The 15,389-nt window shown below is 48.9% G+C and carries 12 protein-coding genes; 4 read left to right on the top strand and 8 right to left on the bottom strand.

Translation table 11 applies throughout. The features are described from left to right. Window positions 1–7: 7 nt before the first annotated feature. Genes DWY55_RS14945 through DWY55_RS14935 form a run of 3 tightly spaced genes read right to left on the bottom strand, consistent with a single transcriptional unit; the run spans window position 8 to window position 1,489 of the window. Window positions 8–334, bottom strand: a complete 327-nt coding sequence (locus tag DWY55_RS14945) for a DUF5056 domain-containing protein (RefSeq protein WP_005827095.1) — start codon at window positions 332–334, stop codon at window positions 8–10. Then, window positions 321–866, bottom strand: coding sequence for an RNA polymerase sigma factor (locus DWY55_RS14940; protein WP_005827094.1), 546 nt, complete (start codon window positions 864–866; stop codon window positions 321–323). The genes DWY55_RS14945 and DWY55_RS14940 overlap by 14 nt, the downstream gene beginning before the upstream one ends. After that, window positions 863–1,489, bottom strand: coding sequence for a DUF6249 domain-containing protein (locus DWY55_RS14935; RefSeq protein WP_016272986.1), 627 nt, complete (start codon window positions 1,487–1,489; stop codon window positions 863–865). Before DWY55_RS14935 ends, DWY55_RS14940 begins: the two co-directional genes overlap by 4 nt. 255 nt (window positions 1,490–1,744) lie before the next feature. On the opposite strand from DWY55_RS14935, the gene DWY55_RS14925 reads away from it, so the two are divergent. The 4 genes from DWY55_RS14925 (at window position 1,745) to DWY55_RS14910 (ending at window position 7,630) form a co-directional block, all read left to right on the top strand. Further along, window positions 1,745–2,086 (top strand): hypothetical protein, encoded by a 342-nt coding sequence (locus DWY55_RS14925; RefSeq protein ID WP_008664012.1) that lies wholly within the window; start codon window positions 1,745–1,747, stop codon window positions 2,084–2,086. A 64-nt stretch (window positions 2,087–2,150) separates the two neighbouring features. Next, window positions 2,151–4,574, top strand: coding sequence for a TonB-dependent receptor (locus DWY55_RS14920; protein WP_005827082.1), 2,424 nt, complete (start codon window positions 2,151–2,153; stop codon window positions 4,572–4,574). Between the two features lie 90 nt (window positions 4,575–4,664). After that, on the top strand, window positions 4,665–6,122 hold the full coding sequence (locus DWY55_RS14915; protein ID WP_005827081.1) for a methyltransferase RsmF C-terminal domain-like protein: 1,458 nt from the start codon (window positions 4,665–4,667) through the stop codon (window positions 6,120–6,122). A gap of 275 nt (window positions 6,123–6,397) precedes the next feature. Continuing rightward, entirely contained in the window at window positions 6,398–7,630 is a 1,233-nt protein-coding gene (locus DWY55_RS14910; RefSeq protein WP_009037974.1) for a serpin family protein, read from the top strand. Between the two features lie 56 nt (window positions 7,631–7,686). Here the strand turns inward: DWY55_RS14910 and DWY55_RS14905 are convergent, their stop codons facing one another. From DWY55_RS14905 to DWY55_RS14885, 5 genes are all read right to left on the bottom strand, one after another. Further along, window positions 7,687–8,913, bottom strand: a complete 1,227-nt coding sequence (locus DWY55_RS14905) for a TolC family protein (RefSeq protein WP_057255759.1) — start codon at window positions 8,911–8,913, stop codon at window positions 7,687–7,689. Then, window positions 8,906–12,028: an efflux RND transporter permease subunit gene (locus DWY55_RS14900; RefSeq protein ID WP_120178127.1), complete on the bottom strand. Its 3,123-nt coding sequence runs from the start codon at window positions 12,026–12,028 to the stop codon at window positions 8,906–8,908. Before DWY55_RS14900 ends, DWY55_RS14905 begins: the two co-directional genes overlap by 8 nt. A 168-nt stretch (window positions 12,029–12,196) precedes the next feature. Next, window positions 12,197–13,417, bottom strand: a complete 1,221-nt coding sequence (locus DWY55_RS14895; RefSeq protein ID WP_005827070.1) for an efflux RND transporter periplasmic adaptor subunit — start codon at window positions 13,415–13,417, stop codon at window positions 12,197–12,199. Between the two features lie 119 nt (window positions 13,418–13,536). After that, the gene (locus DWY55_RS14890) at window positions 13,537–13,947 is read right to left on the bottom strand and encodes a DUF6769 family protein (protein ID WP_005827068.1); all 411 of its coding nucleotides are present in this window, start codon (window positions 13,945–13,947) and stop codon (window positions 13,537–13,539) included. 62 nt (window positions 13,948–14,009) lie between these two features. Continuing rightward, the gene (locus tag DWY55_RS14885; protein ID WP_120178126.1) at window positions 14,010–15,386 is read right to left on the bottom strand and encodes an FAD-dependent oxidoreductase; all 1,377 of its coding nucleotides are present in this window, start codon (window positions 15,384–15,386) and stop codon (window positions 14,010–14,012) included. Window positions 15,387–15,389 lie beyond the last annotated feature (3 nt).

The following is a 15,389-nucleotide window of genomic DNA, read 5'->3' as shown; positions in this document are numbered from 1 at the left end:
AAAACAACTATGCCATAGATGAAATCTTGCGGTAACCGAAATAGAGCAATACCACTCCGGCAATGATTAACGACTTGGGGTCAAGCTCCGAAGCTCCGCTCCGGATGGCAGTATCGAAGGTTTCGCGCAAGGTGTCCAGTATCAGCTGCACTCCGTCGAGGGAGACGAACAGTACGAGGGCCAGAGTAAAGCAGAATGCTGTCCATATCTGCGCCAAGTGGCGGCTACGGTCGGGCAGATGTCGCAGTACGCGGCGGCTGAACCCGTTATCGGCTATTTCCTGCCGGTGTTCGGCAAAGAATGAAGTCAGGAGTTTATCATCATTTTCCATCATAACCATTTTGTTTTAAGTAGGAAGCCATTTTGTCTTTCGCCCGCGAGAGGTGGCTTTTTACCGTTCCCGCCGGACATCCGGTGATACCTGTAATCTTTTCGATGCTTTGGTCTTCCATGTAGAAGAGCGTGATGCAGGTGCGTTCCATTTCCTTCAGTGTGGCCAGGGCACGGTAAATGTCCATGTGCTGTCCCACGTCCTGCTGCAGTGTGCTGCATTGAGCGTCCACTCGGTACGTATCCAAATCGTCCGTTTCTTTCCGGCTGCGAATATAATCATAAAAAACGTTATAGGCAATACGGTAGAGCCAGGTTGAGAAGCTGGACAGATTCTTGAACGAAGCGATGTTTGTATAGGCCTTGATAAACGTATCTTGTGCCAGGTCGTCACTCAACTCGCTGTCGCCGCAGGTCTGGTGCAGGAAGAACCGCCGCACGGGCGACTGGTACTTCTTTACCAACTGGTCGAAGGCCCTGGTGTTGTGAAACACCACGACCTGTGCGACTAACGATATGTCACCCATCTGACTCATTTTTCTTCGTTCTTCTTCTGTTGGCTGTAGAAAATCACCAATTGTCCGAAGCCGGTGAACATGACGAGCAAGCCGATACATCCGAGACCGAATTCTCCGGTAATGGCCCAAAGGAAGATGAACAGGCCGATGCCGACGAATATGTTGTTGATGCCTTTGCTGCGGATATCCGTTGCTGCGGCTTCTTTGAAGAAGTTTTCAGGCAGTTGCTGTCCGCTGGCCAGGGCCTGTTCCGCCAGGCGGTACTTGGCTTTCCGGTTTTTATAGCGGAAGAAGAATACTACGAATATGATGAGTAGCGGCAGTCCGAATACAAAGACGATGGCTGTTACGGCAATCACGGTTTCCGAGGTCTTGCTCCCGAGGTCGAACCCGTTCCAGTCCATACCGCTGCTATGGTGGGTTCTCCATTTTTCCGGAGCATTGCTACTGCCGGCACCGTTTTCATAAGTCATGACACTAAGTGTGTCTGTTACGGTTTCTCCATTGATGACAGTGTCCCTCAATTCGATGACTCTTTTCTTGTTCCCCTGACCGTCGTTCTCTGTTACGGTTCTGTTTGCGCCTTGCATCAGTGTGCAGAACATCATGGCAAGCATTAATCCAAAAATGATACGTTTCATAATCTATGGTCTTTTAATTTGTTTCTTTGTTGGTTAGACGTGTCGTCACCTTTATAAAGTTGCAAAGAGAAGATATTTTTTTTAGAAAACCGGAAATAAGGCGATATTTTTCCGTGAAAATGTCTTATTGTCTTTTTTCCGGAATAACAAGAAGTAGGTATTTGCGACTGTAAATAGAGGTAAATATACAAACCGGGTTGTTTCTTATTGTAAATACTGTTATCTTTGCGCATCTGTTTTTATTGGGAAGTCTTGATGAAGTTGAGGAATATAATGAAGTGTTTCCTCCCTCTGCTGTTCATTGCCTATCTGGGAGGAATTACGCTGTTTACCCACTCGCATGTGGTGAATGGTGTTATCATTGTGCATTCCCATCCATTCAAGGGCCAGCATGAGCATACAGAGGTGCAGTTGGAAACCATTTTCTATCTAGCCTCTTTCGTCTCTTCTTCCCTTCCGTTGCTTCCGGTTGCCGCGACGGTTTTCCTTGTTTTGTTGTGTGTACTGAGCATTCTTACCACGGAATGCATCAAGTGTGTAAAGCTTCGTGGCGGTATTTGCCTGCGTGCTCCCCCTTCTTTTTTTCAAATCCGATAGATTAAGGCAATTCCGTTGTGGGATTGCGTCAACCTCATTGATTAACATATTATTTTAGAAGTACATGAAAAAATATATATTTTTTGTGGTGGGAGCAGTATGTCTGTTACTCTCATCAACCGTTTATGCCGAAGATTTGAAGAGTACCGATGCCAATATTGTCGGTCATGTAATAGAAAAAAGTACAAGGGAACATTTGCCTTATATGACAGTTTCGCTGAAAGGCACCACCATCGGGACCATGACCGATGCCACCGGTCACTATTTCCTAAAGAATCTGCCTGAAGGTGAGTTCACGTTGTCCGTCAGTGCCGTAGGTTATAAGTCGCAGGAGCGCAAAGTCGTTCTGAAACGTGGTAAGACCTTGGAAGAGAACTTTGAGTTGGAAGAAGACATGGTGGCACTGGACGGGGTGGTAGTCACAGCCAACCGCAATGAGACTGCCCGGCGCTTGGCACCCACTTTGGTCAAAGTGGTCACTCCTAAACTGTTTGAGCAGACAAACTCGCATACTTTGTCGCAAGGACTGGCCTTTCAGCCAGGTGTGCGGGTGGAGACCGATTGCCAGAATTGCGGTTATTCACAAGTGCGCATCAACGGGCTGGATGGGAAATATACCCAAATATTGATAGACTCACGTCCCATCTTTTCCTCTCTGGCCGGTGTGTATGGGTTGGAACAGATTCCCGCCAACATGATAGAGCGTGTGGAAGTGGTGCGTGGAGGTGGTTCAGCCTTGTTCGGTTCTTCGGCCATTGCCGGGACGGTGAATATCATTACGAAGGAACCGATTCGCAATTCCGGTTCTTTCTCGCATACCATTTCCAATTTCGACGGTTCCGGCTCGTTCGACAACAACACGACCCTGAATCTTTCCTTGGTTTCTTCGGACAGTAAGATGGGGGCTTATGTGTACGGCCAGAGCAGGCATCGTTCGGCATGGGACTCCAACGGAGACGGTTTTTCCGAATTACCGAAGCTGAAGAACCAGACTGTCGGTCTGAATGCTTACTACCGGACAAGTGCCTATTCCAAGCTGAGCCTTGAATACCATCATATGGAGGAATTCCGCCGTGGTGGAAGTGGCTTCAGCCTTCCCCCTCATATAGCCGAGGATGCCGGATTGAACGGTACCGGGGCGCCCGGACTGGTGGAACAGCTGAAACATTCCATCAACACGGGTGGGCTCAAGTTCACGGCTTTCTCCAAAAACCAGAAACATACGTTCAGTACCTATGCTTCGGCTCAGCACATCGTGCGCAATAGTTATTACAGCGCTTATGGAATGACTACGGACTTTACCGGTGTGCTGGGTGCCCAGTATATTTATCATTTTGACAAGTGTCTGTTTATGCCTGCCGATTTGACCGGAGGCATTGAGTTCAATCACGACAATCTGCATGACAAGGCAACGGACGTACAGAAGTATCGTGATGCTGCTTTGGCCGAAGATCCTACGGCAACGGGTGACCGCTTGCAACAACTGATTGAGAAATATACCCCCGCCCCGTTGAACCAAGTGGTGAATATAGCAAGCGTCTATGCCCAGAATGAGTGGAAGAACGAACAGTGGAGTTTCCTGATTGGCGGGCGCGTAGATAAAAACAGCATCATGGACAAGGCTGTTTTCAGTCCCCGTGCCAATATCCGTTACAATCCTACTCAGGATGTGAATATCCGTTTCAGTTATGCTGAGGGATTCCGTGCTCCACAAGCGTTTGATGAAGATCTGCATATCAGTAATGTGGGTGGAGAGTTGGTTTCCATTGTCCGCGCCAAAGGATTGAAGGAAGAGCGTTCGCGCAGCTTCAATGCTTCGGTAGATTGGTACCACTATTTCGGAGATTTCCAGGCAAACCTACTGGTGGAAGGCTTCTACACGAAACTTTCCGACCCGTTTGTCCTGACGCCTCCGGTGAAAGACCCGGATGGTAGCGCTTATCTGATACAGACCCGTATCAATGGTTCGGGAGCTAAAGTGTATGGCGGCACATTGGAAGGAAAGGTTGCCTATAAGGATAAGGTTCAGTTGCAGGCAGGGCTGACGCTTCAACGAAGTATCTATGACTCTCCCGAAGAATGGAGTGCGGATGAGGAGCACTTGTCGGAGAAAGAACGTTACAGCGACAAGATACTGCGTACTCCCGACGTCTACGGCTACTTTACAGCTACCTATATGCCGGTTAAAGCCTTCTCAATAGCTTTGAACGGCAATTATACCGGGCGGATGTACGTTCCCCATTTGCTTTCGGAGGTGAACGGTGAGGCGGATGTATTGGTAAAGAGTCCGGACTTCTTTGAGCTTGGAACAAAGATAGCTTACGACTTTGATTTTCAAGGGTTCTGTTTGCAGCTCAATGCCGGTGTACAGAATATATTCAATTCTTATCAGAAAGATTTTGATAAAGGAGCGAGCCGCGATTCCGGTTATATCTACGGACCGGGTGCACCGCGTTCCTATTTTGCAGGGGTGAAACTCAGTTTTTAAAAAGAGTATTGAACCGTGCTTTTTGTTTAGCCCCGTAGATTGGTGAAACGTATTTTGCACTATCTTTGCTGCCATAAAACAGTTCAAAGCATGAAGCTACCCTCATCTTTCACCGATTATACACGCGCCCTCTTGGGTGTGGAAGAATATGAAAAGCTGGCTGCCGCCCTGGAAGGGGAGCAGCCGGTCAGTATCCGACTGAATGAAGATAAATTACCGGAATCTTCATTCAGTCTTTTTCGTTCCTCTTTTAGGCATGTCCCTTGGTCTACTGCCGGATACTATCTGGACAAGCGGCTGACATTCACTTTTGACCCGCTGTTTCATGCAGGCTGCTACTATGTGCAGGAGGCTTCGTCTATGTTTGTGGAGCAGGCTTTGAGGCGGTATGTGGGCGAAGGACCGGTGGTGATGCTTGACCTCTGTGCGGCTCCCGGCGGGAAATCCACGCATGCCCGTAGCGTGTTGCCCGCAGGCAGTCTGCTGGTGGCCAATGAGGTAATCCGCAACCGCTCGCAGGTATTGGCGGAGAATCTTACGAAGTGGGGGCATTCCGGTGTGGTGGTCACTAATAATGACCCGGCAGATTTTTCTTCCTTGACGGACTTCTTCGACGTCATATTGACGGATGTCCCCTGCTCTGGCGAGGGGATGTTCCGTAAAGACCCCGTTGCGGTAAGTGAGTGGAGTGGGGAGAATGTGGAAATCTGCTGGCAGCGCCAGCGTCGCATCGTTACGGATATCTGGCCTTGCTTGAAGTCCGGAGGCATTCTCATCTACAGTACTTGTACCTATAATACAAAGGAAAACGAAGAGAACATCCGTTGGATACGGGATGAATTCGGGGCGGAGGTATTGCCGTTGGAAATTTCTACTGACTGGAATATTACGGGTAATCTATTGTCGGGAGAGGACTTTCCCGCCTATCGTTTCCTGCCCCATCGGACGAAGGGGGAAGGATTCTTTTTGGCAGTTCTCCGCAAACCGGGCGTGAGCGATGGGAATACCTGGGCCGGGCAGGTGAAATCCTGGGAAAAAGGAAGAAAACCTCAAGGAAAAGGAGCGAAAACTCCGGGTGTTTCCAAAGAACAGCTTTCGGCACTGCATGAGTGGTTTGCGGTTCCGGATAATTACGAATTTATCGTCAATGGCAACAACGTCAGCGCTTTCCCTAAAGCGTATCTCTCCGAACTGTCGGCTTTGCGTTCGTCACTCCGTATCGTGCAGGCTGGGGTAGATGTTGCCGAGTTGAAAGGAAAAGACTGGATGCCTGCTCATGGGCTCGCCATGAGTATAGCACTGAATCCGGATGCCTTTGCCCATGAAGAGATAGGCCGCGAGCAGGCCATCAGCTATCTGCGCAAGGAGGCTGTTGTCCTTTCGGAGACTGCTCCGCGCGGCATTGTCTTGCTCACCTACAAACAGATACCTCTAGGATTTGTCAAGAATATAGGTAACCGTGCCAATAATCTTTATCCCCAGGAATGGCGCATACGCAGCGGATATTTGCCGGAAGGGGTGCTGGAATTGGCAACAATAACCGGGTGAAATCAATCACGTTACTGCAAAGCTGCTGTATATATTTTGCAGTAGCACTGCAGAGCTGTTGCAGTGACACTGCAAATATATATGCAGCGCGACTGCAACACATATGCAGTGGTGCTGCAACACATATGCAGTGCGACTGCAAAAAATATGCAGAACTTTGCAGTATAATAATAGAGTAGGAATGTACTATTTTTTATTGTTTCTTCAATGCAGTATTTTGTTTGTTCAAGCATTTTCTATATAGATAACTGTTTTAAAACTAATACTATTTGCTTATGCTTAAAAAAACGATTACTGCCTTAAGCCTACTTTGTATCCTTGCAGCCTGCCAGAGTGACGACAACTCTTCACCACAACCCAAGCCTCGCAAAGACATTGCCTTGACCCGTGCCGAGCAGGAGATGATGGATTTAGGAACGGATTTCGCTTTCCGTTTCTTTAATCAGGTTTGTAAAACTGAGGTGGAAAAGCCCAATCTGTTCATCTCTCCTTTGAGCGCTTCGCTCTGTCTGTCTATGATTGCCAATGGAGCGTTGGGAAACACACTATCTGAGATGACAGATGTCCTGGGCTTTTCGGGCTATTCGTTGGAAGAAATGAACAACTATAATAAGAAGCTGGTGGAGGCGTTGCTCGATTTGGACAATACCACACAGTTGGGAATTGCCAATTCCATCTGGATAAAGAAAGGGTTCGGTGTTCATGACGACTTTGTAAGCGTAAACAAAAAGATGTATGACGCGCAAGTGCAGGAGCTGGATTTTGCCTCTCCCAAGGCTCCGGACATTATAAACGGCTGGTGTGCCGGGAAAACGAATAATTGCATCCCCAAAGTCTTGAATGAGATTCCGGAGACGGCGCGTCTTTATCTGTTGAATGCGCTTTATTTCAAGGGGATTTGGAAGAATCAATTCAAAAAATCGGATACGGCAGAAGAGGCTTTTACGAATGCTGACGGAAGCAAATCGACTGTACACATGATGAATCTTCGTGACGAGAGATTCAACTATGCCGAGAATGAGTATTTCTCAATGGCAGAGTTGCCTTACGGCAATGAGGCTTTCAGTATGGTGGTGCTCTTGCCGGCAGAGGGAAAATCGTTGGATGAGTGCCTGCCGCAGCTGAATGACGAGCGCTGGGGGGAATGGAACAGTAGTTTATCAAGCTCTGCCTTGAACCTTAAGTTACCCCGGTTTGAAATGGAATATGATAAAGAACTCATTGACGATATGATGGTAATGGGAATGCAAGAGGCTTTTACTCCATCGGCCGATTTTTCCGGAATGGCGGATGAGGATTTGTTTATCAGTTTGCTGCAACAGTTCACTTATGTGAAAGTGAATGAAGAGGGGACGGAAGCTGCGGCTGTAACTGTCGGAGGAATGGACGTGGCCGCTCCCGGACCAAGTATGGTAATTCCGTTCTATGTGGACCGTCCTTTCATCTTCCTGATAAAGGAGAAGAGTACGGGAGTTATTCTGTTTATGGGTAAAGTCACAAAACTATAACTACAATATATTGAAATAGAAAGAGCTGTCTGCCAACCGCAGACAGCTCTTTCTATTTATAACCGGCTCTTGTATATCTGTGCCATTGCCTTCTGATACTGGTTTTCCAGTTGCAGGAGGTTTGTCTTGCTTTGATAGACAACCGATATTTCAACGAAGTATTCAATCATACTGATTTGTCCTCCCATAAGTGCTTGTTTCAGTAAAGAAAGGTCTTGCTGTTGATGGAAGGTGCGCTCGTATTCCTCCATGGAAGCGTGCAGGTTCTTGGCCTCTTCATAGAGTTGCCACAAGGCGGAGCTGGCTTGCAGTGCGGCGTTCTCCTTTTGGTAGTCAATGTTGAGCGCTTGTGTCTTGGCTATCTTGACCTTATTGCGGTTTTCGAAAAGCGGGAAAGAGAAGCCTACTACTACACCGTTCAGCGGATGCCCCGATTCGGTATTTCTACGGTAACCCAGTTCCAGTTTGGGTAGCCAGCCTTGCTTGCTTGCCGAAATCTGTTTCCGGGCGGCAGAACTTTCACCCTGCAAGGATTGCAGGGTGGGGTCTGAAGCCAGCAGTTCGTCGGCCAGCGGGTGGAAGTCGGCCGGCAACGGCACTGCCGGGTATTCTGTCAATCCGAGTGTTTGGGCGTCGGGTGTGGTACCGGGTCTGGGACGTCCCGGTGTGAGCGGCTGGTTTCCGTTGAGGACAAGCAGCTCTTTCAGTTTGTTGTTAAGTGCCGTCTGGTTCATGCGGGCTTCCGTGCGTACATTCAGCAACTCCAGATTAATCTTGTTGGTTTCCAGTGCATTGGCATCTCCCGTTTCCAAACGTCGGGTGTACATGGCCGACAGTTCCTCCGCATTCTTCAACCGTTCGTCGAGCAGGGCTTGCTGGCGTTGCAGCATGATGATGTCCAAGCATACTTCCTTCGCTTGCAGCAATATCTGCTGGCGGAAGGCGGTGGCTTGTGCATCCAGTGCATTTGTCTTGAGTCGGTTCATCTTCCCTCGGGTGGCGTAAAGCGTGGGGAAGTCGAAGCTTTGCGAGATGACCATTTCGCCGACTGTCTCGTCACTGTTCTTGGAGTCCCAAAGGTGGGCGTATGACAGTGTAGGGTCGGGGAGGTTGTTGTTTGTCTTGTTCTCCAGTTTTTGTGAGGAAATGAGGTGGGAGTTAGCCTGCAATTCCTTGTTGTTGGCCTCTATCTGCTGGAGCACGGCATCAATGCCGGACGTTTGTGCGCTCATCCCCGCAAAAGCGAGGATGGCGGCGCTGAATATGAAAAATCTTTTATTCATTGTCTGACGTTTTAGGTTGTTGGTTATGGTGCATCATCAGGTAAACAATCGGAATGATGAAACCGTTCAGGAACGTGGATGTTAAAAGGCCGCCCAAGATAACCTTTGCCATCGGGCTTTGTATCTCGTTGCCCGGCAGGTCGCCACTGAGAGCCAGCGGGATAAGTGCCAGTGCACTGGATAGGGCGGTCATCAGGATTGGATTCAGACGGTCGAGCGAACCGCGGATAACGCTGTCGTAGACGCCATAGCCTTCTTCCTGCTGCAAGTGGTTGTAATGGCTGATGAGCAGCATTCCGTTTCGGGTGGCGATACCGAACAGTGAGATGAAACCGATGATGGCGGGGATACTCACTTCTCCCGTTGTGATGAGCAGGGCGAATACACCACCTATCAATGCCAGCGGCAGATTGATAAGGATGATGGCACTCTCTTTCACACTGCGGAATTCATGGTAGAGGAGCAGGAATATCACCACGATGGACATGAACGAAGTAAGTGCCAGCGTGCGGCTTGCTGCCTGTTCACTTTCGAATTGTCCGCCGTATTCGATGTGGTATCCTTCCGGCAGTTTGATTTGTGCGTCTACCTGGGCTTGTATATCGTTGACTACACTTCGCAGGTCGCGGTCGGCCACGTTGGCGGAGATGACGATCTTACGCTTTACATTCTCGCGGCTGATGGTGTTCGGACCCATGGCCGAGCGGATTTCCGCTACATAGTTCAGTGGAATTTTCTGTCCGTCGCCCGTATCAATCATCAAGTTGCGTATTTTTTCCATTTCGTCGCGTAGGTTGTCTTTCACGCGTACGGTCAGGTCGAAGCTCTTTCCCTTTTCGTAAACTTGGGAAACGGCTTCACCGGCCAGGCAGACATTGACAAACTCCGAAAATTCGGGCAGTGAAATGCCGTATTTGGCAAGCATTTCCCGTTTGGGTGAAATGACAAGTTGCGGACGCTCAATCTGCTGTTCCACGTTCAGGTCGGCAATACCGGGAATCCCCTGGATGGCACTCTTGATTTCATTGCCCAGAGTGAACATGCGGTTCAGGTCGTCGCCGAACAGTTTGATGGCGATGTTCGCCTTTGTACCGGATAGCATGGCGTCTATACGGTGGCTGATAGGCTGGCCTATTTCCACGTTTGCCCCTACAATGGTACCCAGTTTTTCGCGGACTTCTGCCACGAGCTCGCTGCGCGAGCGGTCTTTCAACTCAAACGGTGCCTCGATCTCAGAGATGTTTACTCCCAGAGCGTGTTCGTCCAGCTCTGCACGTCCCGTTTTACGGGCCACGGTCTGTATTTCGGGGATGGAAAGCAGCAGCTCCTCGGCACGGTGCCCCATCTTGTCGCTTTCTTCCAGGGAAATGCCTGGAAGCGAGGAGATATTGATGGTGAACGAACCTTCATTGAAAGGCGGCAGGAACGAGCGGCCCAGGGTGAAGAAACAGCCGAGCGCTACTACAAATAGTCCGATAGTACCTCCCAGTACCCCTTTCTTATGCCCCAATACGAAAGTCAGTGCAGAACCATACCATTGCTTCATCTTGCGTGCTACGGCAGAATCGCTGTTTTCGTTGTTTTGTTTTTTCGTTTTCTCTTTTCCCAATAGATAGGAGCAAAGTACCGGCGTTACGGTCAGTGCCACAACAGTTGAAGCCGCCAATGCCACAATGAACGCAATACCCAGTGGTACCAACATCCTACCTTCCATACCACTAAGGAAGAACAGTGGTACGAAGCTGACAATGATAATCAGCGTTGAATTGAGGATAGGCATACGCACTTCTTTCGAAGCATTGAACACCACTTCCAGAATAGGAAGTTGCTCGCCGGCAGGTTTCAGTCGGTTTTCGTGCAAACGCTTGTAGACATTCTCCACGTCCACGATGGCATCATCCACCAGCGAACCGATGGCGATAGCCATACCTCCCAGGCTCATGGTATTTATCGTAAAGCCCATATAGTGCAGGGCAAGGATGGAGGCAATCAGTGACAACGGCAGTGTCACCAGCGAGATGACTGTGGTACGTATGTTGGCAAGGAACAGGAAAAGCACGATGACAACGAAAATACCTCCCTCCAACAACGACTTCTGAACGTTTCCGATGGAACTTTCGATGAAACGGCTTTGACGGAAGATGTCTGTGGAAACCTTTACGTCCGCCGGTAGATTCTTCTGCAGGTCTTGCAGGGAAGCTTCCAGTTTGTCTGTAAGCTCCAGCGTGCTTGTGGCGGGTTGCTTGGTGACTGTCAGCAGTACGGCATGCTTACCGCGTTCCGAGGCGGTACCCAGTTTAGGAAGTTTGGCTCCGACTTGAACGTCGGCAATATCTTCCAGCAGGATAGGGGCGCCGGAGACTCCGTTGCTCCGCACCACGGCCTTGGCTATCTGGTCTACCTTGTCGGTAGAAAGTACGCCGCGTACGATATATTCATTGCCATATTCATAGAGCACTCCACCATTGGCATTCAGGTTCATTTCGCGGGTGATGTTCATCACTTCGCTCAATGTTACGCCGTAATGGCGCATCCGTTCCGAGTCCAGCTGCACTTGATATTCCTTGATGTCGCCACCCAGTACGGCAACTTGTGCCACACCGCCCGTAGAGAGCAGGCGGGGACGTATGGTCCAGTCGGCAATGGTACGCAAATCCAGCATAGAGGTCGAATCTGCTGTCAGACCTACAATCAGCATCTCGCCCAAAATGGACGATTGTGGGCCTAGTGTCGGCTTGCCTACGTTGGCCGGTAAGGATTCGCTGACGACTGCCAGCTTCTCACTGACAATCTGCCGGGCAAGATAGATATCTGTATCCCAGTCGAATTCTACCCAGACTACAGAAAAACCGTTCGTTGAGGAAGAGCGTACACGGCGCACACCCGTTGCACCGTTTACAGCCGTTTCTACGGGAAAAGTGACCAGCTGTTCCACTTCCTCTGCTGCCATACCATTTGCTTCGGTCATGATGACCACGGTCGGCGCATTGAGGTCAGGGAACACATCCACTTCCGTATGCATGGCGGTATAAGTACCGCCAATCAGCAACAGCACCGATGCTACCAGCACCAGGATGCGGTTCTGAAGAGAAAAACCAATTATTTTGTTTAACATCTTTTTATTTACTATTTACAATGTACAATTGGGCTGCGCAATGTCAGCCGCACTTGCTGTTTTATCTAATATTTCTTGTTTATCTGACTTTACACTCCCCATTCGTCACGTAGCCCTTATACTGCATAGCGAAATGGTACTTTGTAAATTGTCAAATTGTACATGAGATTAGTGTTCATGGCTATGTGCCGGAATAGCATTCGTTGCCGATGCCAGCTTCACTTGATAGGCTCCTTGGGTTACGACGCGATCGCCTGCTTTTATGCCGGAAAGGATTTGTACACTTTCGCCATTGTCGGCACCCAGGGTGACAAGCTGTTTTTTGTAGCCCTCTTCATCCAGTTGCAGGTAGACAAAGAAGCTGCCTTGTTCCTCGGTCAGCGCACTGTGAGGAAGAGACAACACGTTCTCCATTGGTGAGGATAATAGGAATACTTCTACAAACGAGCCGGGAATAACGTCTCCCTTATTGTCGAATTCAAAAGTTACGGGTACATAATATCCGTTCTCACCCGAAGCCTTTCCATAAGAAAGCATGCGCCCGCCCAGTTCTTTCAATGTATATACCTTATTATTATAAGGAGTACAGAAGTTGGCAGAACCGATGCTGTTTAGGTAAGGATAGTACTTTTCGGATACATCCGCACGCAGGAAAAGCTTGCGGTTCTGGGTGACGCTTACCAACGGCTGGCCGACGCTGACGTAGTCCCCTTCTTTCACCAACAGATTCTTCACATAACCGCTGATGGGAGAAACAACAGCCTGGCCGCTTGCCGAATGGTTCTTTGCGACTGCCTCGTAACTGATACGGGCATTTTCGTAAATCTGTTCGGCTTGCGCGAATTCCTTTTCAGATACGATTTTGTTGCCTACAAGCGCTTTCATACGCTCGTATTCTTTTTTGGAAACCTCGTAGGCTATCCGGGCTTTCTGCACCGGGTCTCCGTCGGCCATGTTTTTGGATGACAATACCACCAAAGGAGTACCTTTGCTGACACTCATTCCTTCGATAACTTTTCCCTTGAAGGAAACCACGCCTGCTACTGTAGCTACGGCTACGCTCTCGTCTCCCTGGGCTGCCATCACCTGGCCGCTGGTCTTGATGACTTGATGGAAACTACCCGGTTCAACAGTGCTGACTGCTACGCCGGCAGCTTGCGCCTTTGCTGGTGGCAGGATGATTTCATCGCTTCCTCCGGCATGGTTTTCCTGCTCTTCGTGCTCATGGTTGTGTTCCTCATGTTCGTGGTCATGTCCCTCGTGGTCATGTCCGTCATGATTGTGCTCTTCTGTTTCGTGATTATGTCCTTCGTGGCTGTCTCCGGACTTGCTGTTACAGGAGCCTAAAAGGAATAATCCCAAGACTCCCATGAAAATAACTTTTTTCATGATGATATTTGTTCTTACTTTTTGATTTTGAATACAAAGTTAGGGCATAGGGCGTGCAACCAAATTGCATTGTTCCTTATGCCGGATAGAAATCTGTCCCGGTGATGTTCCGGTAACAGTTAAGCAAGAAGAGACGGAGGGGCACGAAGTCCCGTAGCACATATGATAAATGTGCTATGAAGAGATTCCAGATAGATACACTCCTGCCTGCTTATGTCAAACTCGGGTAGGATGAGTAACTTGGAAAAAGGTTCAATGAGTAGGGTAACTGCCCACAAGGCATCCGGATGTGAACACACATCATTGGAAGAGCTGGGCGTCTGTTGTACAAAGTGGGTTGTCATGCATCCCGTGTCGCAACAGCAGTGCTCGTTGCCCGGGCTATGACGGTGTCCGCAGCAATCGGCGGTGATATCATTCTTCATGCATATCATTCCGTCGGCATGATGATGGTGGGGAATGACGGGTATCACCAGCATTATCAAGCTGATGAAAAAAAGAATATAGGTTATGTACTGTTTCTTTTTCATTCCTCTATCTTTGGACGGATGCAAAGATAGAGGTTAAGGACTTAATTACCAAATAGAAAATGCTAAAAAGGTTTGAATAACATATTCAATCCCTCATTCATGCTGGGGTGGGTGAAAATGAAGTCCCGCAGGAAATGGTAACGCTGTCCCGTTTTCATGATTGATGCTACGGTATTGATTACTTCTGGTGCATCGGCACAAAGTAGGGTACAACCCAGAATCCGTCCGGTATGGATGTCTACAATAGCTTTGAGCATACCGTCTATGCTGTGTAGCGTACGGGCACGTGGAATCATGGCAGCAGGGATACGTGCCACATGTATGGAATAACCGTTCTTCATCGCTTCCTCTTCCGTCAGTCCTATATGTGCCAGCGGTGGGTCGGTGAAAATGGCAAAGGGGATTGGATACCGGTCTTTTGTACTCCTTTTTTTGTTTTCAAAGAGTTGATTACGGATGATACGGAAATCATCGATGGACAAGTAGTCGAACTGTTCGTCTCCTTTTACGTCCCCCAGGGCCCATACGTGTGGGGCTGTAGTCCGTAATTGGTTGTCGACAACGATGGCTCCCCGCTTGTCTGTTTGTATACCCGCTTTTTCCAGATTCAGCTCTGCAGTCATAGGCTTGCGGCTGATGGCTACCAGCAAGGCATCTCCTTTCAGGTAGTAGGGAGTGCCGTTTGCACTGTCCGTATAGGTCAGAGTTATTCCTTCGGCTGTGTCGTACACGGATTGGACACGGGCGTTCAACCGGACATTGATACGCTTTCGGTTCAATGCTTCCAGCATGGAGGCGGCAATGTCGCGGTCCACTTTAGGCAGAAAGCGGTTTCCCGCTTCCAGCAGTGTGACATGGCTTCCAAAGCCTGCATACATAGTGGCAAACTCCAATCCGACAGCACCGCCGCCGATGACGAGCAGGTGTGCGGGCAGTTTGTTCGATTGCAGCAAGGTCTCACTGGTATATACGTACTTGCTCTCCTTGAGTCCGTCGATGGCAGGCAGGATAGGGGTGGACCCGGTGTTGATGAATATCTCTTTTCCCTCAAGAATCGTTTCGTCCTTGCCGGAGACTATACGGATTGTATTTTCGGACAAGAAAGAAGCAGTTCCGTCATAGAGGGTTATATTAGGCTTGTTTTTTACATTTTCATAATTTTTCTCACGCAGGAAGGATACAAGCTTGTCTTTCCGCGCCACGGCAAGTGCATACAGTTTGGACTGGTTCTTATAATCGTCATAGTATCTTTTTTCCGCATATTCCGATTCGTGAATCAGAGTTTTGGTAGGGATACATCCTACGTTTACACATGTTCCTCCGTACATCTGAGGGGAACGTTCCACGATGGCTACTTTCCAATTCCGTTCGGCCAGTTCGGCGGCCAATAACTTGCCGCCCTTGCCGAATCCTATTATGATGGCATCATATTGTTTCATTTT

The organism is Bacteroides sp. AF25-38AC (assembly GCF_003602995.1).
In the GTDB taxonomy this organism is placed as follows: Bacteria; Bacteroidota; Bacteroidia; order Bacteroidales; family Bacteroidaceae; genus Bacteroides; species Bacteroides uniformis.
Note: the sequence above shows the minus strand (reverse complement) of the source record. Positions and strands in the feature narration are given on the sequence as shown.